Here is a 25,769-nt window from a genome sequence, read left to right as displayed (position 1 = left end):
AATGGCTCATCAATCCAATTTAATTGCTGACAATATCGAGCAGTATCTTCACGAGCACGAAAACAAAGACCTGCTGCGCTTTATTACCTGCGGCAGTGTTGATGACGGCAAATCTACGCTGATCGGGCGACTGCTGCACGACTCTAAAATGATCTTTGAAGATCAACTGGCGGCAATTACCCAAGCGTCTAAAACCAGTGGCACTACCGGTGATACGGTTGATTTGGCGCTGTTGGTAGATGGTTTGCAGTCAGAGCGAGAGCAGGGCATTACCATTGATGTTGCTTATCGCTTTTTCTCCACCGAAAAGCGTAAGTTCATCATTGCGGATACTCCAGGGCATGAGCAGTACACCCGAAATATGGCCACGGGCGCTTCAACAGCCAGCTTGGCGATTATTTTGATTGATGCCCGTTATGGTGTGCAGACCCAAACTCGTCGCCATAGCTTTATTGCCGATTTGCTGGGTATTCAGCACTTGGTGATTGCGGTAAACAAAATGGATTTGGTGGAGTTCTCTGAGCAGCGCTTCAACGAGATTGTTGATGAGTACCGCGCGTTTGCCACCAACCTTAGCGCGCCGGATATTCGCTTTGTACCAATGTCAGCACTCAACGGCGACAACGTCGTCAACCCAAGTGACCAGACGCCTTGGTATTTCGGTGCGGATTATGAAGGTAAAACGCTGATTGAGCTGCTGGAAAGTGTCGAAATCAGTCGTGACCAAAACCTCACTGATTTACGTTTGCCGGTACAGTACGTTAACCGCCCGAATCTGGATTTTCGCGGTTATTGCGGCACATTGGCGGCAGGTATTCTGCACCCAGGCCAGGAAGTAAAAGCGCTGCCATCGGGTAAAACGTCACGGGTTGAGCGAATTGTGACGTTTGACGGCGACTTAAGCGCCGCTTATCCAGGCCAAGCAATCACTGTCACCCTGGAAGATGAGATTGATATTTCCCGCGGTGATTGGATTGTTAGTGCCGACGCCGACTTGCCGCTTTCTAATGCGTTCATGGCGGATATTGTATGGATGCATGAAGATGCACTGGCGCCGGGAAAATTGTATGACTTTAAGCTCGCCACTCGAGATCTATCTGGGCAGGTAAGTGCCATCGAGTACCAGATTGACGTTAATACACTTGAAAGACATGCCACTGATTCGCTGGGGTTAAACGCGATTGCTCGCTGTGAGGTAGAGTTAACAGCCGCGATTCCAGTGGATGACTATCGCACCAGCCCTGGTACTGGTAGCTTTATCATCATCGACAGATTGACTAACGTAACGGTTGGCGCTGGCATGATTCGCGGAACTGCCGATGCCCGCGAGCAGGTCAGTGGCGCTACTGATTGGGCAGCCTTTGAGCGTGATTTGAATGCGCTGGTGCGTAAGCATTTTCCGCACTGGGAAGCGAAGGATGTGCGCGACTTGCTGCGTTAACAGGTACTGTTAGCAAGTGCTGTTAGTAGGTACTGGTAGCAGTTAAGTGAGCTGAACCAAAAAGCCGCCTTGGTCATTGACCAAGGCGGCTTTTACGTAAGGAGCAGTGCTACTGTGTGTTAGAAAGACTGCGCGTTAGGGAAGAACAGCTGTTGGCCGTTGACAGTAAAATCGGCAATCGCTTGCTGTCCTTCGTCAGACACCAGCCACTGGTGCCACTGGGCCGCTAAATCATGCTTCAAGTGCGGGTGTCGCTGTTCAGAAAGCAGCAGAGTGCCGTACTGATTAAACAGCGCATCGTCGCCTTCAAATAACAGTGTTAAGTCTTGCGGGTTTTCAAACGCTACCCAAGTTGCACGGTCAGTGAATGTGTAGGCGTTCATACCTGCAGCGGTATTTAGGGTTGGCCCCATGCCGCTACCTAACTCGCGATACCATTCACCTTGAGGGGTCACCTCTGCACCTTCCCATAAACGCAGTTCGGCACGGTTGGTGCCACTATCATCTCCGCGGGATGCAAAGGGTGATTCGCTTTCCGCGATACGTGCAAACGCCTCGGTGACGTTGGCACTACTGCTAATATCTGCAGGGTCATCGCTGGGCCCAACAATCACAAAGTCGTTATACATGACGTCCAGGCGCTCGCTGGCGTAGCCATCGGCGACAAACTGCTCTTCGCCCGCCGTGTCATGTACCAGTAGGCTATCGGCATCTCCTCGGCGGGCAATCTCAAACGCTTGTCCTGTTCCTACAGCAACCACACGCACATCAATGCCAGTGGCATCGGTGAAGGTAGGAATAATCGCGTCAAATAGCCCTGAGTTTTCAGTGGAGGTGGTTGACGCTAAGGTGATGAAATCATCGTTAGCGAGCAGTGAGGCACTCCACGAGAGGCCTACTAATCCTGAGGTTAATAAGCTAGCGGTAGCCAACGTTGTGGTTTTTTTCATAGGGTTGCTCCTGGGGTTACCAAACAAGTTCGCCGCGAATAAAGGCTCCCGCTTGTGTGGAAGCTGGCGTGTCAAAAAAGTGTTGGGCCTGTGTGTGCTCTAGCACTTGACCGCTATACATAAACACCACCTCATCAGCCAGGCGGCGTGCTTGATGCAGGTCGTGGGTCGTCATAATGATGCGGGTGCCGTTCTGATGAAATTCATTTACCGCATCTTCAACCGCCTTGATAGCAGCAGGATCTAGAGCAGATGTAGGCTCATCTAAAAACAGCACGGCAGGGTTAAGTAACCAGGCGCGAGCAAGCGCAAGGCGCTGCTGTTCGCCGCCGGAGAGCACCCGGGCAGGACGCTTGGCAAGCGCGACTAAGCCAAATTTTTCGAGTGCCTGCAGGGCCATATGTTTGCGCTGCCGACGTGGCACTCCGCTAACTGCCAAGGCATAGGTCAAATTATCGATTGCCGAGCGGCGCAGTAGCACCGGGCGCTGGAACACCATGGCTTGGGCAGGCGGCTCTCCCTGCCAACTAACGTGGCCACTGCTGGGGGTGAGCAGGCCGTGGGCCAAACGCATTAACAGGCTCTTTCCTGCGCCGTTGGGGCCCATAATCAGTGTGCGCTGGCAGCCTGAGAGTGTCAGTGTGGTGGGGGCGAGTAAACGATGGCCGCGATGCTCAAAACTGATCTGATCTAAATGCAGCGAAGGCACGGTCGTCATAAGAGACTGAGGAAAACTAGCTGGTGGAAAAACAGACGCGTTCATCCTAACCGCCTTTTAGCCGTCTCACTGACCATGTGAGCCAATGCATTAATCAGCGTCACAAGGCTAAGCAGCACTATGCCTAATCCCAGCGCGAGGGGTAGGTTGCCTTTGCTGGTTTCCAGCACAATGCTGGTGGTCATTACGCGGGTAACGCCATCGATATTGCCACCGACAATCATCACCGCGCCGACTTCAGCGCTAGCGCGGCCAAAGCCTGCGAGTATCACGGTTAATAGTCCGAAACGTGCGTCCCACAGCAGAGTAGGCATCATCCGTAGCTGCTTCAGGCCAAGGGAGCGCAGCTGTTCGGCATACTCGTTATGCAGTGTCTCTACTTGCTGGCGAGTAAGCGCGGCAATAATCGGGAATACTAAAATGACTTGTGCAATCACCATGGCCGTTGGCGTAAACAGCAGCCCAAACTGACCTAGTGGCCCCGCGCGGGAAAGCAGTAGATAAACACATAGCCCAGCGACCACTGGGGGAAGACCCATGAGCGCGTTGAGCAGCACGATCAACGCATTGCGGCCAGGGAAGCGCCAAAGAGCCAGCGCTGCGCCCAGTGGTAATGCCAGTGCACTAGCGAGCAGTACTGCAAGCAACGATACCTGCAGTGACAGCATCACGATATCGATTAGCCCCTGATCCATGCCCAGAATCAAGGCAAGCGCTGTGTAAAAGGGGTTCTCACTTGGGGACATTGCTGTTCGCACCCTCATTTTTGTAATTCAGCATCGTTTTAACAACCGACATCATGTGAGTTCAATCACCTTAGGTGCATCCGCTAGCATAATGTACGCAAACTTGATGTAATGCACTTTAGCCTGAAATATATGCAGCTATATGCAGTAAAGTGCGAGGCGCATGAGCATGTTAAGGGAATTCCTCACCACGGCAGAGGTGGCCGACTACCTGCGCTTAAAAGAGCGAAAGGTGTATGACTTGGTGCGCCAGGGGCAGATACCTTGCAGCCGCGCTACCGGAAAATTGCTCTTTCCTCGTCAGCATATCGATATGTGGGTGCTTAGCCATTTAGAAGGTGACCAAGCGCTGCGTTCGCCGCTGCCGTTGATAGTGGCGGGTAGCCAAGATCCACTGTTGGAGTGGGCGGTTCGCGAAAGCGGTAGTGATTTGGCTTCACTGTGCCACGGCAGTGGCGATGGCCTGCGCCGTTTGATGGAAGGAAAAGCGATGCTGGCGGGTATTCACTTACTCAACTTTGAATCCGGGCGCTATAACGAGCCAGCGGCACTAGGGCTGGGGGGGGTGCGGGACTTAATCGTGCTGCATTGGGCGAAGCGTCAGCAAGGGTTGCTAGTGGCACCAGGAAATCCACTGGGCATTCAAACGCTTAATGATATTTCTCGGCAGAAGGCTACGCTTGCCCACCGTCAGCCTGATGCAGGTGCGGCTCAATTGCTGCGTTGCCTGCTACAGCGGTCAGCGATTGAACCGAATACACTAAATTTGGCAGCTAACGTTTCGTTGAGCGAAGATGATCTGGCCCTTTCCATTGCTCAAGGTGAAGCGGACGTTGGACTTGGGGTCGAAGCAGCAGCCCACCGTCAACACCTACACTTTATACCGCTAATTGAAGAATCATTTGACTTGGTGATGCACCGCCGAAGTTACTTCGAACCAGCGGTTCAGGCGCTTATCTCATTTACTCGCCAGGAGCGTTTTATCCAGCGGGCGGGGGCTTTGCAAGGCTATGACGTGAGCGGCTTGGGAGAAGTGTTGTACAACGCTTAGCAATATGGCTTTTGGCGGTTGAGGGACACCCGCCATTACGCCACACTGGTGACCGTTTAGCTATTTAACAGAGCCATCACAGGAAGTGAACAATGTTAGGAATGACGCAAAATATAGCGGTTGCCGATGACGTGGCTGAGTGTTTTTCGTGTGGGTGCCAATAATGGCGTGGTACCACCAGTGGGCAAGCTTTGCCAAGCGGTTGGCTCACGTGGTGGCACAGCCGATGAAGCGCGACAGCGGTCATGGGGGGATGATGGTGCACCCCTACCGTGGTTATGGTTCCCAGCAAGAGGTGTTTGTGATGGGGCGCGTGTTTCGTCAGGCCGCATTAGGTAGGGCGATACCTCGGCGAGGTATGTTGCGAGACACTGCAGATGTTGCTCGACGTATCTTTCGACGCGGCCTCGCTAATGCCAAAGTGGATATACGCATTGGCGATAATCAGCTGTGTCTAACGACTGACCGCGACGGTTACTTTGACGCTCACTTGCCGATCAGTACTGCGTTACCGGTTGATGTTTCCTGGCATCGTGCCGATATCATGGTTCATGCTGACGGCCACCCGCCAATCCGGACCAGCGTCGAAGTTTACGTGCCGCCTCCCGAAGCAGACCTGTTGGTGATCAGTGATATTGACGACACCGTCATGTTCACTGGTGTCGCTGAAAAGCTCAAAATGCTGTATCGCTTGTTTGTCCGTAAGCCGCATCGACGCACGGCTTTTCCTGGGGTGGCATCGCTTTATCAGGCGCTGTATCGAGGGGAAACTGAGAAAGCTGAACGGCCTATTTTGTATGTTTCCAGAGGGCCTTGGGCAATCTATGAGATGTTGGAAACCTTCTTTCAACTCAATCGCATACCCGTCGGGCCCATTCTGTTTCTACGCGAGTGGGGGATTTCTCTGCGCCGCCCGTGGCCGCGGCGGGCTGAAGCGCACAAGCGTGATTTGATCGACCGCATGTTAGCGCTCTATCACGATATGCCCTGCATTTTGATTGGTGACAGCGGCCAGCACGACCCAGAGGTTTATACCGAGGTGGTGAAGGCATATCCCACACGAATCAAAGCGATCTATATTCGTCGGGTTGATAAGGATCCTCAACGGGAAGAGGCGATTCAGCGTTTACGGGATGAACTTGCCCATACTGATTGTGAATTAGTACTCGCTGCTGACAGTATTTTGATCGCCGAACATGCCTACTCTAAAGGCGATATTTCTGCCAGAGGGCTGCAGGCTGTACAACGGGATGTAGACGCGCATCACAATGACCCTGAATAGTTGTAGGTGAGTGCGCCTATTTTGTGCTCATGGTAAAACTAAACACGGGTTAGCGGGTCGTTAATTTAGGTTCTTAATCAGCGGTGAGTGTGATCATGGTCATTGTGTTAATCGTATTGGCGCTGGCCATTTTTGTTCTGCCTAACCTATGGGCAAAATGGGTGTTGAAACGCCACACCCGTGGGCGGGATGACTATCCGGGTACCGGCGCGGAGCTTGCCGAGCATCTGCTACGCCGTTTGGGTGTTGAAGGTGTGAAAGTTGAGCGTACCGAGTTTGGCGATCATTACGACCCGGAATCGCGCTGCGTACGTCTCACCCCGGACCATTATGATGGCCGTTCACTGACGGCAGTGACCGTTGCTGCCCACGAGGTCGGGCACGCTATTCAACACCATGAAGGCTACGCGCCTCTGCTAGCCCGAAGTCGTATGGTTCAAGTAGCGCAAAAGGCAGAAAAGCTGGGCGCTATTTTAATGATGGCCGCACCGTTTCTGTTTGTGCTCACAAGACTGCCTGGTGGGCTGGCAGCGGTTATCGCCATGGCCGTTATTAGTTTTGGCACCGCCGCGCTGGTGCATCTAGTGACGCTGCCCGTTGAGTTCGATGCCAGCTTTAACCGTGCACTGCCACTGCTTAAAGAGTACGTGCCGCCCTATGACATGCCCGGCGCTCGCCATGTGCTTACCGCCTGCGCGTTCACCTACGTTGCTGCTTCGTTAGCCAGCGTGATGAACCTTGGCCGCTGGCTGGTGATTTTGCGGCGTTGAGATTGGCTAGAGCTTGGGAAGCCACGATGAGTAACAAAAAAGCCGCTCAACATTAGAGCGGCTTTTCAGCGTTATGCGTTGGATGCAGACAAATTACTTCTTAATCATCCGGTAACCAGCCAACAATACCAAAGCACCTACAATAGCGGTCACAAAACTTCCAAAGCTAAAGTCACCCATGGTGCCAAGCCCAACCAGTGAGCCAATCCAGCCACCGACAAAGGCGCCAGCAATACCGAGAAGAATGGTAACGATAAGGCCACCTGGATCTTTACCAGGCATAATCACTTTTGCAATAACACCGGCGATAAGACCGAATAGAATCCATGCTAAAAAACCCATCTTTACTCCTCGATGTTCTATTAGTGAGCACGTCATTATGAACTAGGTGATGACTGGCTGTGTAATTAAGAACTGTTTCATTAAGGCCTATACTGCTGAAAATACGACATAACGTATTCGTATTAGTTTCGGTTGGCGATAATCACCGCTCGACGTGGGGCGGGGTAGCCTTCAATGGTGCGGGTTGGGTCGCTGGGGTCGAGGAAATCCGCTAGCGATTGATAGGTCATCCACTCGGTTGAGCGCTGCTCGTCAAGTGTTGTTAGCGCTTCGTCGACCACTCGCACATTGGTAAAACCGCACCGTTCTAGCCAGTGGCATAGCGCTTTTGAAGAGGGCAGGAAGTAAACATTAGGCATCGCGGCGTAGCGTTCGCCGGGTACAAACACGGTTTGCTCATCGCCTTCCACCACTAGTGTTTCTAGCACCAGTTCACCGCCAGGGGCTAACGCCTCTTTTAGTTGCTGCAGATGCTCAAGTGGCGAAGGACGGTGGTAGAGCACGCCCATGGAAAATACCGTATCGAAAAATCCCAGCTTTTCCGGCACATCTTCAATGCCTACCGGTAGAAACTGCGTGCGGCCGCCGTCGGCATTGCCAACGAAGTGGCGCACCGCCTGAAACTGCCAATAAAAGCGTGGTGAAGGATCAATCACTAGCACAAAGGCTGCGCCTTCTCCGGCCATGCGCCAAGCGTGGTAGCCGCTGCCACCGCCAACATCCAATACCTTACGGTACTTTAGCGGCGCGAGATGCGGGGCGACTCTTTGCCATTTCCAGTCGGAGCGCCATTCGGTGTCGATATCAATGCCACCCAACCGAAAGGGGCCTTTGCGCCAGGGCGACAGTTTGCGCAGCAGGTTAAAACACTGGCGCTTTTGGCTATCACTCAAAGCGACATCAACGCTCACTGTATCGCTGGTAAGATCGACGTGGCGCTCTTCGGGTAGAGCAGGTAGTTTGGCAACTGCCTTCTCCCAGGCGGACAGGTCGCCATGGCGCTGGCGATCTAGCCCATTGGCCAGCTGTTCAGGCAGCTTGGCAAGCCAGGGTGTCAGTGCGGCATCCTGGCTGGCTTGATCTAAAAATGCCTGATAAAGCGCGCGATGATCATCGGGTAACAGCGGCACCTTAATCCTCCTTGAAGGCGATCAGCGAGGTAAAGTTCAAGTACTGGAACCAAGTCATTGAGCGAGGAAAGCCCGCTAGGGCTAAGCGGCCATGTAAGGCATCAAGCGTGTCGGGAATCAGCACGTTTTCCAGCGCTGTGCGTTTTTGGCTGATTTCCATATCGCTGTAGCCATTGGCACGCTTGAAGTCATGGTAGCGCTCGACTCGCCATGCGTTATCCCGCTCATCGGCATCGATGGTTTTCTCCGATAAAATCAGTACGCCGCCCGGTTCAAGGGCATCGTAAAGCCGCTTCAGCAGCGCATCGCGATCGGCAGGGGGCAGAAACTGCAGCGTAAAATTAAGAATGATCATGCCGGAAGGTGCATACTCAAGCGTGCGTATGTCGGCCTCCTCGATCTGCATGGCATGGTCTGGGCACTCTTCTGAAAAGGTTTGCTTGGCCCTAGCCACCATGGCGGGTGAAAGATCCACACCGGTATAACGAAAGGCATCGGCGGGAAGTGCACCCGCCAGTGCCAGGCCGGATGCGCCCAGCGAGCAACCTAGGTCGTAAACGTGAGCGCCATGGCGCAAATGGCGTTGGGCAATTAAGCTCAACATGCCGAGGATTTGCCCGTAACCGGGCACTGAACGGCGGATCATATCAGGGAAGCACGCAACGACCTGTTCGTCGAAGGAGAACCTTGCCACCTTATCTAAGGGTGTTGAAAAGATAGCGTCGCGGTAAGATGCATCACTCATGGGCAAGCCAGGATTATTAATGAGGCTGCGTAGTTTACGCGCCCTTGATACACCAGAACAGACCTGTTTATAACAGATTCCTGCTGCATGGAATGGCGCCACAGGAGAAGGCATATGGCTTCAGCAACACGCACAACCCCCGATACACTACCCGCATGGCAGACGTTGAAGCATCATGCTGACACGCTACAACAGGTACACTTAAAAAATTTGTTCGGTGATGATGGCAGTCGCTGGTTGAACTTCACGCGCCAAGTGGCAGGTTTAACCTTGGATTTATCTAAACAGCGTTGGGATGATGACACCCTTGAACACTTGCTGGCGCTGGCGCATGAGGCGGGAATGCCTGGGGCGATTGATGCGCTGCTAAGCGGAAAGCGTGTCAACGTCAGTGAAAATCGCCCCGCACTACATACAGCTTTACGGTTACCTGCTGATGCCACGCTTGAAGTAGAAGGGGAAGATGTGGTGGCCGCTGTGCATGACAGCCTTGCCCAAATGGAGTGCTTGGTGCAGCGCTTACAGGCGGGGCAGTGGCGTGGTGCAACCGGTAAGCCGATCCGGCATGTGGTGAATTTAGGTGTCGGCGGCTCGGATCTTGGTCCGTTAATGGTCACCCATGCGCTGGCAGATTATCGTCCAAAAGAGGGGCACCCATTGGACGTGCACTTTGCGTCTACCATGGATGGCTCCCAGCTGGCGGATTATCTAAGTCGCTTTAATCCTGAAACAACCTTGTTTGTTTTATCGTCCAAGTCGTTTACCACTATCGACACGCTTTCCAATGCTAATACGGCCAAAGACTGGCTATTAGGAAAGCTTTCTGAGCATGGCGATCTTCCCAATGCCGCACCATTAAGCGCAGAGTTAATTGTTCGCCAGCACTTCATTGGTGTGTCGGCGAGCCCTGAAAAGATGAGTGAGTGGGGTATTTCCTCAGATCACCAACTGATGTTCTGGGACTGGGTCGGCGGGCGTTACTCCTTGTGGGGCACCATCGGCCTCCCGATTGCGCTCGTCGTAGGTATGGATAACTTCCGTGAACTGTTGGCGGGTGCCCATGCAATGGACTGCCACTTCCGTGATGCACCGATGGAAGAAAACCTACCAGTACTGCTGGGGTTAGCTGGTATCTGGAACGTCAATTTCCTGGATATTCGTGCCCATTCGATACTGCCCTACGACGGACGCTTAGAGTACTTTGCTGCCTATCTTGAACAGCTTGAGATGGAGTCCAACGGTAAGTCGGTGACGCGCCAAGGCCAAGCGGTGAATTATTCAACGTGCCCAGTGCTTTGGGGGCAGCTTGGTCCCAACGCTCAACACGCCTTTTATCAGTTACTTCACCAGGGCACCCAGCCGGTCGTATGCGATTTTATAGCACCGCTGAAGCGCTACGATGAAGTGGAAGACCCGGATACACGTCGCCATCTAAAAGCACAGCACCGCCTAGCGCTGGCGAACTGCTTTGCTCAGTCACGAGTGCTGATGCTGGGGGATGACGCTCTAGAGGATGAAGGCCCTCGCCCAGAGCACAAGCGCTACCGTGGGAACCAGCCCTCTACAACGGTCCTGTTGGATAAGCTAACACCCTTTACGCTGGGGGCACTGATCGCCCTGTATGAGCACAAAGTGTTTGTACAGGCGGTTATTTGGGATATTAATCCGTTTGATCAGTGGGGCGTTGAGCTAGGTAAGAAAATTGCCACCGACACCCAGGCGATCATTGATGGAGGCGGTGATATTTCCCGTATGGATGCTTCCAGCCGCGGCCTGATCGAGGCGTTTTGGGCGGCAGAGCAGGAGTAGCACGCTATTATGATTTTCATGGCTGGATATACAGCTTTTTGCTTTTCCGCTATCCTGTGCCCTTTTGTAAGCCGCCAAAGACTCGTTTCAATGAGTTTTGTTTCAGTACGCTTTGTTTCAAGTACTTAAGAGCGGCTGCTAGCGCTATTTTTTTAGGAACCGATGTTACATGACCCAGTTTGATGCCTCCCAGTACGGCGCGAGTTCCATCGAAGTCCTGTCAGGGCTGGAGCCGGTGCGTAAGCGTCCCGGTATGTACACCGACACCTCGCGTCCTAACCACCTCGCTCAAGAGGTTATCGATAATAGTGTCGATGAGGCCCTCGCAGGGCATGCATCGGCTATTAGCGTGGTGCTGCATTCCGATGGTGCCATAGAAGTGCAGGATAACGGCCGTGGCATGCCGATCGATTTGCACCCTGAACATGGCGTGTCGGGCGTCGAGCTAATCTTTACCAAGCTCCACTCGGGTGGCAAGTTTTCCTCCTCCAGCTATCGCTTCTCGGGCGGTTTGCATGGGGTTGGCGTATCGGTGGTTAATGCCTTATCGCGCCGTTTAGATGTTGAAGTTACTCGTAATGGCGCGCGCCATGCCATGGCCTTTGAGTTTGGCGAAAAAGTCGAAGAGCTACACGAAATTGGTAAAGCGGCAAAAAAAGCGACGGGCACTCTCGTGCGTTTTTGGCCAGATGAGAGCTACTTTGACAGCCCAAAGCTTGCCCTTTCAAAGTTAAAGCACTTGTTACGTGCCAAGGCAGTACTGTGTCCTGGACTGGCGGTTACGCTGGTAGAGCCTGATGGCACCAAAACTGAATGGGCCTATGCCGATGGCTTAAAGGACTACCTGGCTGAAGCTACCGATGGCTATGAAGTGGTACCGAATGAACCCTTTGTCGGCCATTTTAGCGACGATGAGCATGGCGTTGACTGGGCGATTCAGTGGTTGCCCGAAGGTGGCGACGCGTTGTTGGAAAGCTACGTAAACCTGATTCCCACGCCTCAGGGCGGCACGCATGTTAATGGCTTCCGTTCAGGTTTGTTGGAAGCGCTGCGGGAGTTCTGTGAATACCGCAGCCTGTTGCCCCGCGGCATTAAGCTAACCGCCGATGATTTATGGGAGCGAGCCTCTTTTGTGCTCTCGGTGAAAATGCTTGATCCCCAGTTTGCCGGGCAGACCAAAGAGCGGCTCTCCTCACGCACGATTGCGGGCTTCGTGTCTGGGGTGTTGAAAGATGCTTTCTCGCTTTGGCTTAACCACCACATTGAACAGGCTGAACAGCTGGCCGAAATGGTGATTAGCGCCGCTCAGCAGCGCCAGAAAAAGTCCAAAAAAGTCGCCCGTAAAAAGGTGACTTCTGGCCCCGCGTTGCCAGGCAAACTCGCCGACTGTTCCGGCCAGGATCCTGCCCTGAGTGAGCTGTTTTTAGTCGAAGGCGACTCGGCCGGTGGTAGTGCCAAACAAGCACGCAACCGTGAAACTCAAGCCATTCTTCCGCTGCGCGGCAAAATCCTCAACACCTGGGAAGTCGATACCCACGATATCTATGGCTCTCAGGAAGTACACGATATCGCCGTGGCGATTGGTGCCGACCCCGGCAGCGCAGATCTTGAAAAACTGCGCTACCACAAAATTTGTATCCTGGCGGATGCGGACTCCGATGGCCTGCACATTGCGACGCTGTTGTGCGCGCTGTTTGTAAAACACTTCCCCAGCCTGGTGGATGCCGGGCATGTGTTTGTCGCCATGCCGCCGCTTTACCGAATCGACTTAGGTAAAGAAGTGCACTATGCCCTGGATGAGAGCGAGAAAGCCGCCATTCTCAAGCAACTGGCGAAAAAGCGTGGCACGCCTAACGTTCAGCGCTTTAAAGGCTTGGGTGAAATGAGCCCGCTACAGCTGCGTGAGACCACTATGTCGGTAGAAACTCGTCGCCTAGTGCAGTTAACGCTGGAAGAGGGCGATGGCACGATGGAAATGATGGATATGTTGCTGGCCAAGAAACGCGCCGGTGACCGCAAAAAATGGCTAGAAGATTACGGCAATCTCGCTGATGTAGAGGTGTAGTTACAGAGATAGAAGCGTCATCAGTCTGGTTTTAATGACTGTTTTTGCGACTGTTTTTGCGACTGTTTTCGCAACAGTTGCAAAGCCAGTTATAAAGACCGGAGGGGGGAGCCCAATCTGCTAGGCAAACGTTAACAGGCATTATTACAGTGCCATGCTATTTGGCCGATAGTTGAATAGGTAGCTTACATACTAAGACGCGTAAAAAAACGCTCATAGACAGGGGAATAGCTTTGTTCAACACAATCTCTCGGCAGTTAACGTTGTCTGCAGTGGTGCTCACACTACTAATGGCTGTAAGTATTTACGGCGTGATGGCATGGCGTGGTCAGCCGCTGGTGATCGATGCAAGTCAGTCATTGATTGAGCGTACGGGCGGCTCTATCGTGAATGCGCTGAATGGCCAGCTGGCTCGCGTCGAGGGGAATACCTCGAGCTTAGCGGCGTTGGCCGAGTCGCTTCCTCAAGATGAAGCGATTTACCGGCAAGCACTGCCCAATGTGGTCGATGATAACGGCAATATGACAATTGCCGGAGGCGGTATTTGGCCTGAGCCAGACGCATTTTCGCCGGGTGTCGAGCGCTTCAGTTTTTTCTGGGCACGTAATGCTCAGGGAGCGTTGGAGTTTCTGGATGACTACAACGCAAGCACTATTGCGCCATACCACGACGAAGCATGGTATAGCAGTGCTCGCGATGCGACGCCAGGGCAGTGCGTTTGGTCTGCTGCCTACCGCGACCCAGCGACAGGGGTTGCCATGGTGACCTGTAGTGTTCCGTATTATATCGATGACGCTTTTTCAGGAGTCGCCACCATTGATATGCAGCTAGGCGGCGTGGCCGAGTTTCTTGCAGAAAATGGCGGTGGCACAGGCGGTTACGCCTTTGTGCTGGATAATGAGCGCAATGTCATTGACCTGCCGGGGGTAGAGCAAGCCTCTGATGAGATGAAAGGTTTAGCTGACGTTGCCCGTGATATGCCCTGGCTTCAGCCCGTTATAACGGCGATAACTGCTGGCCGTGAACAGGCGAGTGTCGAAAATGCAGGCGTGTTAGCAGAAGCTGCTGAGGTGCGCTTATTTGACATGCCACGTACGGGATGGACGCTGGGGTTAGTAACGCCTAGCGAGCAAGTCACGGCTTTGGCTCGCACGTTAACACGTGATCTACTGCTATTTATTGTCCCCTTGCTGGCACTTTTACTGGGGCTTGGATGGTGGGGTGGGCGTATTTTGCTAGCGCAAATACGCAGCACTACCCGCCAAATCGATCAGCTGGGGCAGGACGACTCGAGTCGCGAGCTGACGATCTATCGCGAGGATGAGATTGGTGAGCTGCGCAGTGCTGTTAATCGATACTCGGAGAAACTACAGCGGCTATTTGGTGATGTGCGGAGCGTGGCCGATGCCATCGCCAGCGAGTCCACTGAAATCGCGGCAGGCAATACGGAGCTTTCTGGCCGAACAGAACAGCAGGCGGCTTCTCTTCAGGAGACATCATCAACGATGGAAGAGATGGCAGCTACGGTGAAGCGAAACGCTGATAACGCTCAAGAGGCAGACCTGCGGGCAAAAGAGTCAGCGGATAAAGTGAAGCGTGGCGGCCAACAGGTATCGAGGCTGGCGCAATCCATGGAAGCGATCAACGAAAGCTCTGTTGAAGTCGCTTCAATTGTTCAAGTAATCGAAAATATTGCTTTTCAAACCAATATATTAGCGCTAAATGCCTCGGTAGAAGCAGCGCGTGCGGGTGAGCACGGAAGAGGCTTTGCGGTGGTTGCCAGTGAAGTACGTGAGCTTGCCTCGCGCAGTGCTGCATCGGCCAGAAACATTAATGGGCTGATCAAAACCACGTCTGAGCAGATCGCGACGGGCAGCGGTTATGCTCAAGAAGCTGAGTCCGCTATGAAAGAGATTGTAGTTGCCATTGAGGAAGTAACGGCACGCATTAGCGAAATCAGCCAAGCTTCCAGCGAACAAACCAATGGCATTGACGAGATTAACAGTGCGGTAACGCAGATGGATACGGTGACCCAGCAGAATGCGGGCTTGGTTAGCCAGGCCGCAGGGGCTGCTAATGAACTGTCGTTACAGGCCCAGCGCTTAAAAGGCTTGCTGGACGAGTTTCACGGCGGTGCGCAAGCGGTATCCCAGGCTCCAGCACTGTCGAATGCATCGCATGAAAAGTATCAATTAACATAGCGTGCCATGCTAAGTGGCCGCGTGTCCGCTTATCAGCCGCCCCGACTGGGGCGGTTTTGTTGTTAAGGTAGGATATGATTGACATGGATATTCAGGTAGCAGAGGGTGACGTCGAACGGCTGTCCCTGCGCGATTACACCGAAAAAGCGTACCTCGACTACTCGATGTACGTCATTTTAGACCGCGCCTTGCCCAATATTGGCGATGGGATGAAACCTGTGCAGCGGCGCATTATTTACGCCATGCGTGAACTGGCGCTGCACGCCAATGCCAAGTACAAAAAGTCGGCGCGTACCGTCGGTGATGTGCTGGGTAAGTTTCACCCCCATGGCGACAGCGCGTGCTATGAAGCAATGGTGCTAATGGCCCAGTCGTTTAGCTATCGCTATCCGCTGGTGGATGGGCAAGGCAACTGGGGTAGCCCTGATGACCCCAAATCCTTTGCTGCCATGCGCTACACCGAAGCCAAGCTGTCTAAGTTTGCAGAAGTGCTGCTCAGCGAGTTAGGCCAGGGCAACGTGGACTGGACCCCCAACTTCGATGGCACGATGCAAGAGCCGGTAGTGCTTCCCGCGCGTTTGCCGCACGTGTTACTCAACGGCGGTACCGGCATCGCGGTTGGGATGGCAACCGATATTCCACCTCACAACGTGACTGAAGTGGTAGAGGCGACCTGTCACCTGTTGCGGAACCCGGAAGCAACCACTGTCGACCTGATGGAGTTTGTACCCGCACCCGATTTCCCCACCGATGCCGAAATCATCACGCCGAAAGAAGACCTGCGCAAGCTCTACGAATCAGGCCGTGGTTCGGTCAAACTGCGCGCTCGCTATGTGCGCGAAGAGACCAATATCGTGATTACCGCTGTGCCTTATCAGGTCAGCGGTGCCAAAGTGTTAGAGCAGATCGCCGCGCAAATGCAGGCCAAAAAGCTGCCGATGGTAGCCGACCTGCGTGATGAGTCCACCCATGAAGAGCCTACTCGCCTGGTGATTGAGCCACGCTCTAACCGCGTGGATGTTGAATCGCTGATGGCGCACCTGTTCGCCACCACGGATTTAGAAAAAAATGTGCGGGTGAACATGAACGTGATCGGCCTGGATGGCCGCCCCCGTGTGATGCCGCTACCCGATATGCTGAGCGAGTGGCTGCGCTTTAGGCGAGCGACCGTGCGCCGCCGCTTAGAGCATCGTTTAGGTAAAGTCGAAGACCGTCTGCATATTCTTGAAGGCCTGCTGACGGCTTACCTCGACCTTGATGAAGTGATCCGTATTATTCGTGAAGAGGATGAGCCTAAGCCAGCATTGATCGCTGCGTTTGGTCTTTCTGAGCGGCAGGCAGAGGCGATCCTAGAGCTGCGATTGCGCCATCTTGCTAAGCTGGAAGAGATGAAAATTCGCGGCGAGCAGGATGAACTGGAGAAAGAGCGCAAGTCACTGCAAGGCTTGCTGGGTAGTGAAGCTAAGCTAACCACGTTAATTGAAAAAGAGATCCGCGCGGCGGGTAAAGAGCATGGTGATGCGCGTCGTTCGCCGCTGGTTGAGCGTAGTGAAGCAAAAGCGCTCTCTGAAGTAGAGTTGTTAGGCGCTGATCCGATTACCGTCGTGTTGTCGGAAAAAGGCTGGATTCGTGCGGCGAAAGGCCATGATATCGATCCGGAAGGGCTCTCCTATAAGGCCGGCGATAGTTTCCAACTGGCGGCTCGTGGTAAAACCAATCAACCCTTGGTGTTACTAGACGACACTGGCCGCGCTTACACCCTAGCAGCGCATAATTTGCCTAGTGCCCGAGGCCAGGGTGAACCCGTTACCGGCCGTGTCAACGTATCGGCAGGTGCGCGCATGGCAGGGCTAATGCTGGCGCCGCCCACCAAACGATACGTATTGGCCAGTGATGGTGGTTATGGTTTTGTCGCGCAGCTCGAGGCGCTGACAGGCAAAAATAAAGCCGGTAAAGCGGTACTGAGTGTTCCTAAAGGGTGCAGCGTTATGGCCCCAGTGGAAGTGCCGGAAGGCGAAGGCCATTGGGTTGCATCGGTTTCCAATGAAGGCAGGCTGCTGCTGTTTCCGTTAGATCAACTGCCTGAAATGGCCAAAGGGAAAGGCAATAAAATGCTCGATATTCCCGGCCCGCGTGCGGCTCGACGTGAAGAGTTTGTGCGCGATATTGCCGTTGTGGCAGAGGGTGGTGAACTCATTATTCATGCCGGTAAGCGTAAGCTAACCCTGAAAGCCGACGATCTCGCGTATTATCGTGGTGAACGCGGTAGGCGAGGCAGCAAACTGCCTCGCGGTTTCCAAAAAGTAGATTGTTTAGAGGCAGGGGAGTAAGTCATGGCAACACGTTATTTGATTCGTGCGACCGGGGTTGCACGCCCAGGGCAGTTAGCTGGCCTGGGTAATGCATTGGCGGCTGGGCGTGCCCGGCTGTTGGATATTAATCAAAGCGTGACGTTTGGCATGCTCTCTTTGGAAATGCTGGTGGGGCTTGATCAGGACAGCGCTTTGGAAGCCGCTCTTAGTGAAGCAGGAGATACGCTAGGCTTAGACGTGCAGGCAATTGCAGTGAGTGGTGACGACTATCAGCGCTGGAGTGAGCAAGCCAGCCAACCAAGACTAATCTTAAGCCTGCTAGCCCCCAAGCTGCCTGCCGGCATATTAGCTGAAGTAGGATCGCTGACCGCAGAGTTTGGTCTCACTGTTGAGCTAATTCACCGTCTTTCAGGCCGCGAAGCGCTTGAAGGTGACTCGCCTGCTAACGGGGCTTGCGTTGAATGTTGGCTCAGAGGCAGTGATGTAGAGCTAGAAGCCCTACGCGAAAAGGCGCTCGCGCTAGGTGCCCAGCATGGTGTCGATATTGCTATTCAAGAAGATACTATCTGGCGTCGGCATCGTCGTTTAGTGTGTTTTGATATGGACTCGACGCTGATCAAGACTGAGGTGATTGACGAGCTTGCTCGCCGCCATGGGGTCGGAGATGAAGTCGCCGACGTGACCGAACGAGCGATGCGTGGCGAGCTGGATTTTCAAGAAAGCTTCCGCGAGCGTATGAGTAAACTAGCCGGTTTAGACGAGTCGGTCTTAAAAGAGATTGCTGCCGAGCTGCCATTAATGGACGGCGTTGAGCGGCTAATGGCGAACTTAAAGCGCTTTGGTTACCGCACGGTGATACTGTCTGGGGGCTTTACTTACTTTGCTCGCCATCTTCAGGAAAAGCTCGGTTTTGACGAAATCCACGCCAACGAGCTGGTCATTGAAAATGGCAAAGTGACCGGCGATGTGAAAGAACCGATTGTCGATGCGCAGCGCAAAGCCGACCTTTTAGAGCAAATTGCGTTACGTGAAGGTTTTACCTTAGAGCAGACCATTGCCGTTGGTGATGGTGCCAACGATCTGAAAATGCTGGCAAAAGCGGGGCTTGGTATTGCATTTCGCGCCAAGCCGATGGTTCGCGCACAAGCTCGTCAAGCAATTTCAACGTTGGGAATTGATGCGGTACTGTATTTAATTGGCTATCGGGAAGCAGATTTGATCGACTGACTGATAGCGCTACCAAGTGAACAGGCGGTGCTTTAGCACCGCCTTAGCCCTAGTTGGCAGTTTGAGCGTTAACACCGCCATACTCCGCACGCAGGGCTTCTAGCTTAGCGACCTCATTTTCGCTAAGCGATGGTGAGTTCCAAAGTGGCTCACCTTGCGCGTTATTTATCCCCAGTAGCGTTAAGGTTAGCTGTGAATCGCGGGGAATCTGATCATTACCCCAGGGGCCGAAGCGGTTGGGGGCAAGACTCCATTGTGCGGTCTCGCCGGGTGCCAGGCCGCCAGCAATAACATAGTAAAACGTTTCATCGACCCACGCTGTTTCGCGTCCTGGGCTGGTCAATACGCCATGTAAAAACAGTTCTGATACCTCTTGGTCAGAACCATTCGTTACCTGAAGATCAATGACAGGTTCGAATGCGCCATAGGGGCTGGTACTGATGTAGTAATCGGCACTTTCAATGCTCACCTGGGCGCGCTGTTGTTGATCGTGTTCGGCCCGCGCTTGTTTGGTTTCTAGACGATCAAGCGTTTGCAGCGCCTGCTCGCGTTCGCGGGCACGGCGTTCGCGCAGCATTTTATCGGCGCGCTCTATAATCTCATCACCCGTTAGGCCATGCATGTAGGCATTCGCTGACTCGGCAATTTCGGCGGCATTCATACGTTGGGCATTGAGTAAATCGATGCCGCTAAACGATGACATGGCAATGATCGTTAATGCTTGATCAAACTCATCGCGCTTGTAGGCGGGGAGTGAGTCGCGCACTTTCTCAACCGAAACTACGGCGGCTGGCATTGAGCTTGTGTCTATTTTGGGGTCTGAGCAACCCGCTATCATCAACGTGGTTAATGACAGTGCCGACAATCTAAGCAGGCTCCACATATAATTACCTCAAAACAGGCTAACAAAACGCAAGGAGCTTACCGGAAAGTGTCGCTTCCCACTACTATCTCGCGTCGTTGACATATAAAAAGCGCTGGCGTTTCAGCCAGCGCTAAGTAACCAAGAACGGGTGTTCCTGCCTTTTAACCATGTCCCTTGTCGGGGTGCGGGACAGGTTTTTCACCGACTTCTTCTGAGCGGAGTTCTACCGGTTTGCCCTGGGTTTTATCTACGTGCTTGAGCTGCATGTGAAGACCCGTTTTGGCGAGCAAGTGAGCGCTAACCGGTGCGGTAATGAATAAAAACAGCGTGATTAGCAGTTCTTGTACGTCAGGCTTGCCATCGATACTCCAAAAGTAACCCATTGAGGCGACAAGCATGCAGCCTATGCCGAGTGTGGTGGCCTTGGTAGGGCCATGGAGGCGCATGTAGAAGTCTCTTAGGTGAGCGAGACCCAGTGAGCCGATAAAGACGAAAATACCGCCTGCTACCAGCAGTAGTGAAATCAGCGCTTCGACAAAAAAGGACATTAGCGCATCTCCTGAGACGTTACACGGTTCATTCGATAATATCCCCTCGTAAAATGTACTTACATACGGCCACCGTGCTGATAAAACCGAGCATGGCAATTAACAGCGCAGACTCAAAGTAGGTCTTGCTGTTGAGCCACAGCCCCAGCAGTACGATCAGCGCAATTGAATTGACATACATAGTGTCGAGCGCCAGCACGCGATCTGGCAGGTCGGGGCCAATGGTTAGGCGATAAAGATTCATCAGTAGCGCCATTACCACTAGCGCTAAAGTGATCACGAGTGCGGCGCTTAGCATTCGTAAATCTCCTTAAGGGGGCGCTCATAGCGCTCGCGAATTTGGGCAATTAGGGCGTCCTCGTCGTCTACATCAAGTGCATGAATGAGCAACGATTTTCCGTCCATCCTCAAATTCGCTGAAACTGTTCCTGGGGTTAGGCTAATGGTGCTTGCGAGAAGTGTAATGGTGAAGCGTTCTTCAAGCATCAGCGGGTATTCAATAAAGTGTGGTTTGACTTTACGCCAGGGGTTAGCAATTAAGTACGCAACTTCGAAGTTGGCGATGACGATATCGCCTAGTACGCGAAACGCAAAACGCAAGAGTTTAAGCGGTTTACCAATGCGGGGGCGTGCGTCCCAAAAGCGATGGGTCAATAACGGAATAAGGATGGCCAGCGCGCCGCCTAGCACGATCTGACCGAATGCAAAGCTACGCACAAGTAATAGCCATACCAACAGCAGCAGCAGTGACAGTACCGGCGTAGGGAGCCAAGCGCGGGGGGCAATCATTGAGCGTCTCCAGCATCAGGCAGAAGCGAATTAATCAACAGCTGCGGGTTGGCCAACTGCTCTCCCGTGGCCTGGGTATAGCTACTCACGGGCCCTGCAAAGGCGACCATTAGTGGTGCCGCGCTAAGTAGCCACAGCATGCCAATCCATTGGTAGCGAGAGAGGTTGCTGCCGCTTGGGCTGCCACGGTGGCTGCGCCAAAACAGCGTAGAGCCTGCGCGAGAAAGGGCAATTAACGACGCAAGGCTCGTTAATAGTAATAGCGGCCAAAGCCACAGGCGCTCACCACCTTCGGCGGCGTTAAGCATGAGTGCCTTCCCTAACGCGCCGGATAGTGGCGGTAACCCGGCCACGGCAATGGCACCGATAAAAAAGGTAAGCGCTAGTGCATTTCCTTGCACCAATGGTCGGCCTTTAACGATGCGCGTGCCGGGTTTGCCCCGCTGTAGGCCAATCATCTCCGCTAGCAGGAAAAGTCCGCCGGTAATCAGCGTGGTGTGAATGAGATAATAGAGAAGTGCTGATGTCGCGGCAGGAGAACGCATGCCAATGCCAGCCAGTAGCGTGCCTACCGAAATAAGCACCAGATACGCTATCAGTAGGCGTAAATCACGTGCGGCGATAACGCCAACACCCGCTGCGGCTAGCGTTGCTAGCGCTAACCACCATACCCAGGGCTGTTCCAGTGCGACTAGACCACCTGCCTGATCGCTGAATATCAGCGAATAAACGCGCAAAATCGCGTAAATCCCCACCTTTGTCATAATGGCGAATAACGCTGCCACTGGTGCGGGAGCTGCTGCATAAGCGCGGGGGAGCCAAAAGTAGAGAGGCAAAATAGCCGCTTTTAAACCGAAAACTACCAGCAGCATCAATGCCCCTGCGGTGACTAAGCCTTCGCGCTCAGCGGGCAGGCTGGACAGCTTATGTGCCATATCAGCCATGTTCAGCGTGCCCGTTGCACCATATAAAATGCCCACGGCGATCAGGAACAGTGAGGAGCCCGCTAAGTTAAGCACGACATAGTGAACGCTGGCTTGGATACGTGCTTTACCGCCACCGTGCAGCAGTAATGCGTAAGAGGCCAGGAGTAACACTTCGAAAAATACGAAGAGGTTAAACAGGTCACCGGTTAAAAAGGCCCCGTTAATGCCTAGCAATTGCCATTGAAATAGGCCGTGGAAGTTGCTGCCTTTTTCATCGTCGCCGCCGCAGGCAAAAATGACCGCGCCGACCGCTAAAATAGCGGTGACTAACACCATCAATGCCGACAAGCGATCCAGCACTAGCACCACGCCGAACGGTGGCTGCCAGTCGCCCAGAGCGTAGTAAGTAATGTCACCACTCGCCGCTTGGTTGACCAGCGCTATTGAGACGAACAGCAGAAGTATCGAGGCGACAACGCTGACGATACGCTTATAGCGCACTAAGCCCTGGCGTTGATAAAGCAACAAAATACCCGCGACTAACGGTAGCACCACGGGGAAAACAATCAGATGCTGGATCATTCGTGGTCTTCCTTTTTGCCGTCGACATGGTCGTTACCTACTTCGCTGCGTGCACGCATGGCCAGGATGACCACAAAGGCGGTCATCGCAAAACCAATCACGATCGCTGTTAATACCAGTGCCTGGGGCAGCGGGTCAGCAATGTTCGTGCCTTCATTTACCAGAGCAGCGCCATCCGTGGTTAAGCCTCCCATGGAAAACAAAAATAGGTTGACCGCGTAGGAGAGCAGCGTCAGACCAACCACAACGGGGAACGTACGCCCGCGCAGTGTTAGATAGAGTCCGCACGCAGTTAATATGCCCGTTGTAATGGCATAGAGCATTTCCATTAGTGGGACTCCTTGTTATTAGGCGTACTCGAATCATCGCTTGCTTTGGGTTCGGTGACGGGGCGGTGTGGCGTGGTGACTTTACCCAGGTTGGCCAGAATCATCAGCGTTGCACCGACAACCGCTAGATAAACGCCAAGATCAAAGAGCAGAGCGGTAGCCAGTTCAAAGGTGCCAATCAGTGGTAGCGTAAAGTAACCGAATGATGACGTCAGGAACGGATAGCCCAAAAGCCAGCTACCCAGCCCTGTAAGTGTTGCAATGGCAACGCCTACCACGGCCACTGGCTGGAAGGGGAAGTTTAGGCGCTCTTGTGCCCACTCAACGCCGCGTGCCATATACAGCAAGATAAGCGCGACAGCCGTAATCAAGCCGGCGATAAATCCGCCGCCAGGTTGGTTATGGCCGCGTAAGAAGATAAACGCAGAAACCAGCAGCGCCAGCGGCAGTAACGTCATAGAAATCGACGTTAAAATGGCGGGGTAGCGATCAGGCGACCAAACACGACCTTCGCCATCGCTATGTGGGATAAACAACCGTAGTCGGTTTAATAGTTTAAAGATGGCTAGGCCAGCAATGGCCAGCACAGTAATCTCGCCAAGCGTATCGAAACCACGGAAGTCGACCAATATGACGTTGACGACGTTGTACCCGCCGCCACCAGGTTTACTGTTTTCAACGAAGAACTCAGAAATCGACAGCGTCTCACGTGTCATCACCGCATAGTTAAGGCTAGCCACCACTAAGCCTAATGCGCCTGCCAGTAACATATCCCGTACGTTGCGCTTAGGGCTCGATTCACGCGGCGTTTTTTGGGGTAAGAAAAATAGCGCTAACATCAGCAGTATCATGGTAACAACCTCTACCGATAGCTGAGTCAGTGCTAAGTCTGGGGCAGAAAAGCGTGCAAAGGTGAGGGCAACGAATAAGCCTACGACCGAAAGCATCAGTAGTGAGATTAACCGGTATCGATGGGTAGCAGCCGTTGCTACTCCCCCGAATATCAGCATGCCAGCACCTAATAAAACAATACCATCAATTGGCTGATTGCCTTTCGAGCCAGTTAAGCCGTCAATGCTTGCCAAGCCAATCACACCCATCAGCAACGCCGCGAAAAGCAGCCAGCCCATATAGCGCTGAAGCGAGTTGCCTTCAAGCTTGGTGATAAGCTGTTCGGCACGATAACCCAGAGTGACGATAAAGCGCTCAAAGACGCGGCGCGCATCAATACTGGGGAATGATTGCACAAAACGGCGTAGATCCGTATGGCGCCAGTAGAGTGTGATGCCCACAACAAAGGCCAGCCCACTCATCATCAATGGCAAGTTGATGCCGTGCCAAATAGCCAAGTGGAAATCAAGTGGCTCGCCCAATACGGCTTGGGTCGCTAGTTGTAAAATGTCAGTGGCAAAAAAAGCGGGGAAAAGCCCGACTAAGACACAAAGCGCTACGAGGATTTCCACCGGTAACCGCATCAAATGAGGAGGTTCGTGAGGCGCTTTAGGCGTTGCTTCTGTTGCAGGTTTATAAAATACCGCATGCACTAAGCGCACCGAATAGGCCACAGAAAGAATGCCTCCTAACGCTGCCAGCGCAGGGAGTAGCCAGCTAAGCCCACCTAGTACCGGGGTTGCTAACGTCTCGGTAAAGAACATCTCTTTGGAAAGGAATCCGTTAAATAGCGGCACACCTGCCATGGCTGCAGCGGCCAATGTGGTCAGCAGTGCTGTAACAGGCATCGCCTTTTTCAAACCGCCTAATTGCTTGAGTTCTCGGGTGCCTGTTTCATGGTCGATAATTCCTGCACTCATAAACAGGGCCGCTTTGAAGGCCGCATGATTCAAAATATGAAACAGGGCTGCTAACACCGCCATCGGGCTACCAATACCCAATAATACGGTGATCAAGCCTAGGTGGCTGACGGTTGAGAACGCGAGAATTCCTTTTAGGTCAGTCTTAAACAGGGCAAACCAAGCGCCGTAGAGTAGCGTGATAGTACCTATGAGTGGCACCACTACGCTCCAAAGCTCGCTGCCAGCAATCGCAGGGTGTAAGCGTGCCATCAGAAAAATACCCGCTTTCACCATAGTGGCAGAGTGCAGATACGCTGAGACTGGCGTTGGGGCCGCCATGGCATGAGGTAGCCAAAACTGGAAAGGGAACTGAGCTGACTTGGTAAATGCACCGAGTAGAACCAGCCCAAGCATCAGCGGATAGCGAGGATCGGCGACGATGGCAGCGCCGCTGCTAAGTACATCGTCCATTCGATAGCTGCCGGCCATATCACCCAGCAGTAGGAGACCCGCTAGTAGGGCCAAGCCGCCAGCGCCGGTAACGGTAAGCGCCATGCGGGCACCTTTACGTGCATCACTACGATACGACCAAAAGCCAATCAGCAAAAATGACGAAAGACTGGTTAGTTCCCAGAATAACCAGAGTAAGATGAGGTTGTCAGACATCGAAATGCCCACCATCGATGCCATAAACAGCATCAGAAAGGCATAAAAACGTCCGAATGGCTCATCTTTGTCTAGGTAAAAATGTGCATACAATAAAATCAGCAGACCGATGCCAATAATCAAAAGATTAAACAGCAACGACAAGCCATCTAAACGAAATGCCAGCTCAAGGCCTAGCTCAGGCATCCATGCCGCGTTAAAACGCAGTGCTTCGCCTTTTAACAGGGCGGGGATCTGCAACAGTGTCAGCAGCAGGGCAACAGCGGGCAGTATGCTTGTCGCCAGCGAGCACAGGGTGCGGCCGCGTTTGGCATTTAATGCCGGCACCAGCACGCCTAACAGGGGCAGTAAGGCTATCCACAGCAGTGTCATGGGCTTATCCAGCGCAAAAAATCGTGAAACACCAAGGTGGCAATAGCTACCTGGGTGGCGGAGATACTTCAAGTGAAACAACAGGATATCACTTGTATAGTAAGTACGTG

Annotated in this window: 22 protein-coding genes; 9 read left to right on the top strand and 13 right to left on the bottom strand. The window is 53.2% G+C overall.

Annotated features, from left to right (window positions below):
* Position 1 precedes the first annotated feature (1 nt).
* Complete coding sequence (gene cysN / locus J4377_RS11330; RefSeq protein WP_193085713.1) at positions 2-1,441, top strand: sulfate adenylyltransferase subunit CysN; 1,440 nt, start codon at positions 2-4, stop codon at positions 1,439-1,441.
* A 119-nt stretch (positions 1,442-1,560) separates the two neighbouring features.
* Here cysN and J4377_RS11325 read toward each other — a convergent pair whose 3' ends face one another.
* From J4377_RS11325 to J4377_RS11315, 3 genes are read right to left on the bottom strand one after another with little or no spacing between them, the layout of a single operon-like run.
* The gene (locus tag J4377_RS11325) at positions 1,561-2,391 is read right to left on the bottom strand and encodes a substrate-binding domain-containing protein (protein ID WP_253485563.1); all 831 of its coding nucleotides are present in this window, start codon (positions 2,389-2,391) and stop codon (positions 1,561-1,563) included.
* 16 nt (positions 2,392-2,407) lie between these two features.
* Positions 2,408-3,154 (bottom strand): ATP-binding cassette domain-containing protein, encoded by a 747-nt coding sequence (locus tag J4377_RS11320; protein WP_253485560.1) that lies wholly within the window; start codon positions 3,152-3,154, stop codon positions 2,408-2,410.
* Positions 3,151-3,855: an ABC transporter permease gene (locus tag J4377_RS11315; protein WP_253485558.1), complete on the bottom strand. Its 705-nt coding sequence runs from the start codon at positions 3,853-3,855 to the stop codon at positions 3,151-3,153. Before J4377_RS11315 ends, J4377_RS11320 begins: the two co-directional genes overlap by 4 nt.
* Before the next feature lie 163 nt (positions 3,856-4,018).
* On the opposite strand from J4377_RS11315, the gene J4377_RS11310 reads away from it, so the two are divergent.
* The 3 genes from J4377_RS11310 (at position 4,019) to J4377_RS11300 (ending at position 6,958) form a co-directional block, all read left to right on the top strand.
* A complete protein-coding gene (locus J4377_RS11310) occupies positions 4,019-4,906 on the top strand; it encodes a helix-turn-helix transcriptional regulator (protein WP_232482825.1) in 888 nt (295 codons plus the stop codon).
* A gap of 163 nt (positions 4,907-5,069) precedes the next feature.
* On the top strand, positions 5,070-6,188 hold the full coding sequence (locus J4377_RS11305) for an App1 family protein (RefSeq protein WP_120386742.1): 1,119 nt from the start codon (positions 5,070-5,072) through the stop codon (positions 6,186-6,188).
* Positions 6,189-6,283: 95 nt separating this feature from the next.
* Positions 6,284-6,958, top strand: a complete 675-nt coding sequence (locus tag J4377_RS11300; protein WP_193085716.1) for a zinc metallopeptidase — start codon at positions 6,284-6,286, stop codon at positions 6,956-6,958.
* 93 nt (positions 6,959-7,051) lie between these two features.
* On the opposite strand, the gene J4377_RS11295 is transcribed toward J4377_RS11300, so the two are convergent.
* The 3 genes from J4377_RS11295 to cmoA form a co-directional block, all read right to left on the bottom strand.
* Positions 7,052-7,300, bottom strand: coding sequence for a GlsB/YeaQ/YmgE family stress response membrane protein (locus tag J4377_RS11295; protein ID WP_038485698.1), 249 nt, complete (start codon positions 7,298-7,300; stop codon positions 7,052-7,054).
* 122 nt (positions 7,301-7,422) lie between these two features.
* Entirely contained in the window at positions 7,423-8,430 is a 1,008-nt protein-coding gene (gene cmoB, locus J4377_RS11290; RefSeq protein ID WP_193068145.1) for a tRNA 5-methoxyuridine(34)/uridine 5-oxyacetic acid(34) synthase CmoB, read from the bottom strand.
* 1 nt (position 8,431) lies between these two features.
* Positions 8,432-9,175 (bottom strand): carboxy-S-adenosyl-L-methionine synthase CmoA, encoded by a 744-nt coding sequence (gene cmoA, locus J4377_RS11285; protein ID WP_038485692.1) that lies wholly within the window; start codon positions 9,173-9,175, stop codon positions 8,432-8,434.
* A gap of 114 nt (positions 9,176-9,289) precedes the next feature.
* Between cmoA and pgi the strand changes: the two genes are divergently transcribed.
* The 5 genes from pgi (at position 9,290) to serB (ending at position 18,789) form a co-directional block, all read left to right on the top strand.
* On the top strand, positions 9,290-10,984 hold the full coding sequence (gene pgi / locus J4377_RS11280) for a glucose-6-phosphate isomerase (RefSeq protein ID WP_253485554.1): 1,695 nt from the start codon (positions 9,290-9,292) through the stop codon (positions 10,982-10,984).
* Positions 10,985-11,153: 169 nt separating this feature from the next.
* Positions 11,154-13,049 carry a DNA topoisomerase IV subunit B gene (gene parE, locus J4377_RS11275; RefSeq protein WP_095603217.1) on the top strand — a complete coding sequence of 632 codons (1,896 nt, stop codon included), beginning with the start codon at positions 11,154-11,156 and terminating at the stop codon, positions 13,047-13,049.
* A gap of 233 nt (positions 13,050-13,282) precedes the next feature.
* Entirely contained in the window at positions 13,283-15,250 is a 1,968-nt protein-coding gene (locus J4377_RS11270; protein WP_253485551.1) for a methyl-accepting chemotaxis protein, read from the top strand.
* Between the two features lie 74 nt (positions 15,251-15,324).
* On the top strand, positions 15,325-17,580 hold the full coding sequence (parC, locus tag J4377_RS11265) for a DNA topoisomerase IV subunit A (RefSeq protein WP_231657136.1): 2,256 nt from the start codon (positions 15,325-15,327) through the stop codon (positions 17,578-17,580).
* 3 nt (positions 17,581-17,583) lie between these two features.
* Entirely contained in the window at positions 17,584-18,789 is a 1,206-nt protein-coding gene (gene serB / locus J4377_RS11260) for a phosphoserine phosphatase SerB (RefSeq protein WP_038485677.1), read from the top strand.
* 49 nt (positions 18,790-18,838) lie between these two features.
* Here serB and J4377_RS11255 read toward each other — a convergent pair whose 3' ends face one another.
* The 7 genes from J4377_RS11255 to J4377_RS11225 all read right to left on the bottom strand — a co-directional run bounded on the left by J4377_RS11255 (position 18,839) and on the right by J4377_RS11225 (position 25,659).
* Complete coding sequence (locus J4377_RS11255; RefSeq protein ID WP_370687185.1) at positions 18,839-19,672, bottom strand: DUF6694 family lipoprotein; 834 nt, start codon at positions 19,670-19,672, stop codon at positions 18,839-18,841.
* Between the two features lie 143 nt (positions 19,673-19,815).
* A complete protein-coding gene (locus tag J4377_RS11250; RefSeq protein WP_038485670.1) occupies positions 19,816-20,202 on the bottom strand; it encodes a Na+/H+ antiporter subunit G in 387 nt (128 codons plus the stop codon).
* A gap of 28 nt (positions 20,203-20,230) precedes the next feature.
* Entirely contained in the window at positions 20,231-20,500 is a 270-nt protein-coding gene (locus J4377_RS11245; RefSeq protein WP_038485667.1) for a K+/H+ antiporter subunit F, read from the bottom strand.
* Positions 20,494-20,991 carry a Na+/H+ antiporter subunit E gene (locus J4377_RS11240; RefSeq protein ID WP_038485664.1) on the bottom strand — a complete coding sequence of 166 codons (498 nt, stop codon included), beginning with the start codon at positions 20,989-20,991 and terminating at the stop codon, positions 20,494-20,496. Before J4377_RS11240 ends, J4377_RS11245 begins: the two co-directional genes overlap by 7 nt.
* Positions 20,988-22,499, bottom strand: coding sequence for a monovalent cation/H+ antiporter subunit D (locus tag J4377_RS11235; RefSeq protein ID WP_038485661.1), 1,512 nt, complete (start codon positions 22,497-22,499; stop codon positions 20,988-20,990). Before J4377_RS11235 ends, J4377_RS11240 begins: the two co-directional genes overlap by 4 nt.
* Positions 22,496-22,828 carry a Na+/H+ antiporter subunit C gene (locus J4377_RS11230; protein ID WP_038485658.1) on the bottom strand — a complete coding sequence of 111 codons (333 nt, stop codon included), beginning with the start codon at positions 22,826-22,828 and terminating at the stop codon, positions 22,496-22,498. Before J4377_RS11230 ends, J4377_RS11235 begins: the two co-directional genes overlap by 4 nt.
* Positions 22,828-25,659 (bottom strand): monovalent cation/H+ antiporter subunit A, encoded by a 2,832-nt coding sequence (locus J4377_RS11225; RefSeq protein ID WP_253485549.1) that lies wholly within the window; start codon positions 25,657-25,659, stop codon positions 22,828-22,830. Before J4377_RS11225 ends, J4377_RS11230 begins: the two co-directional genes overlap by 1 nt.
* Positions 25,660-25,769 lie beyond the last annotated feature (110 nt).

The organism is Halomonas sp. XH26 (assembly GCF_024138895.1).
In the GTDB taxonomy this organism is placed as follows: domain Bacteria; phylum Pseudomonadota; class Gammaproteobacteria; order Pseudomonadales; family Halomonadaceae; genus Vreelandella; species Vreelandella alkaliphila.
This window is presented reverse-complemented; position numbering and strand designations above follow the sequence as displayed.

Bases quoted from the DNA above. Each gene is read 5' to 3' on its own strand.
- cysN (WP_193085713.1), top strand. From the start codon at position 2: ATGGCTCATCAATCCAATTTAATTGCTGACAATATCGAGCAGTATCTT.
- J4377_RS11325 (WP_253485563.1), bottom strand. From the start codon at position 2,391: ATGAAAAAAACCACAACGTTGGCTACCGCTAGCTTATTAACCTCAGGA.
- J4377_RS11320 (WP_253485560.1), bottom strand. From the start codon at position 3,154: ATGAACGCGTCTGTTTTTCCACCAGCTAGTTTTCCTCAGTCTCTTATG.
- J4377_RS11315 (WP_253485558.1), bottom strand. From the start codon at position 3,855: ATGTCCCCAAGTGAGAACCCCTTTTACACAGCGCTTGCCTTGATTCTG.
- J4377_RS11310 (WP_232482825.1), top strand. From the start codon at position 4,019: ATGAGCATGTTAAGGGAATTCCTCACCACGGCAGAGGTGGCCGACTAC.
- J4377_RS11305 (WP_120386742.1), top strand. From the start codon at position 5,070: ATGGCGTGGTACCACCAGTGGGCAAGCTTTGCCAAGCGGTTGGCTCAC.
- J4377_RS11300 (WP_193085716.1), top strand. From the start codon at position 6,284: ATGGTCATTGTGTTAATCGTATTGGCGCTGGCCATTTTTGTTCTGCCT.
- J4377_RS11295 (WP_038485698.1), bottom strand. From the start codon at position 7,300: ATGGGTTTTTTAGCATGGATTCTATTCGGTCTTATCGCCGGTGTTATT.
- cmoA (WP_038485692.1), bottom strand. From the start codon at position 9,175: ATGAGTGATGCATCTTACCGCGACGCTATCTTTTCAACACCCTTAGAT.
- pgi (WP_253485554.1), top strand. From the start codon at position 9,290: ATGGCTTCAGCAACACGCACAACCCCCGATACACTACCCGCATGGCAG.
- parE (WP_095603217.1), top strand. From the start codon at position 11,154: ATGACCCAGTTTGATGCCTCCCAGTACGGCGCGAGTTCCATCGAAGTC.
- parC (WP_231657136.1), top strand. From the start codon at position 15,325: ATGATTGACATGGATATTCAGGTAGCAGAGGGTGACGTCGAACGGCTG.
- serB (WP_038485677.1), top strand. From the start codon at position 17,584: ATGGCAACACGTTATTTGATTCGTGCGACCGGGGTTGCACGCCCAGGG.
- J4377_RS11255 (WP_370687185.1), bottom strand. From the start codon at position 19,672: ATGTGGAGCCTGCTTAGATTGTCGGCACTGTCATTAACCACGTTGATG.
- J4377_RS11250 (WP_038485670.1), bottom strand. From the start codon at position 20,202: ATGTCCTTTTTTGTCGAAGCGCTGATTTCACTACTGCTGGTAGCAGGC.
- J4377_RS11245 (WP_038485667.1), bottom strand. From the start codon at position 20,500: ATGCTAAGCGCCGCACTCGTGATCACTTTAGCGCTAGTGGTAATGGCG.
- J4377_RS11240 (WP_038485664.1), bottom strand. From the start codon at position 20,991: ATGATTGCCCCCCGCGCTTGGCTCCCTACGCCGGTACTGTCACTGCTG.
- J4377_RS11235 (WP_038485661.1), bottom strand. From the start codon at position 22,499: ATGATCCAGCATCTGATTGTTTTCCCCGTGGTGCTACCGTTAGTCGCG.
- J4377_RS11230 (WP_038485658.1), bottom strand. From the start codon at position 22,828: ATGGAAATGCTCTATGCCATTACAACGGGCATATTAACTGCGTGCGGA.
- J4377_RS11225 (WP_253485549.1), bottom strand. From the start codon at position 25,659: ATGACACTGCTGTGGATAGCCTTACTGCCCCTGTTAGGCGTGCTGGTG.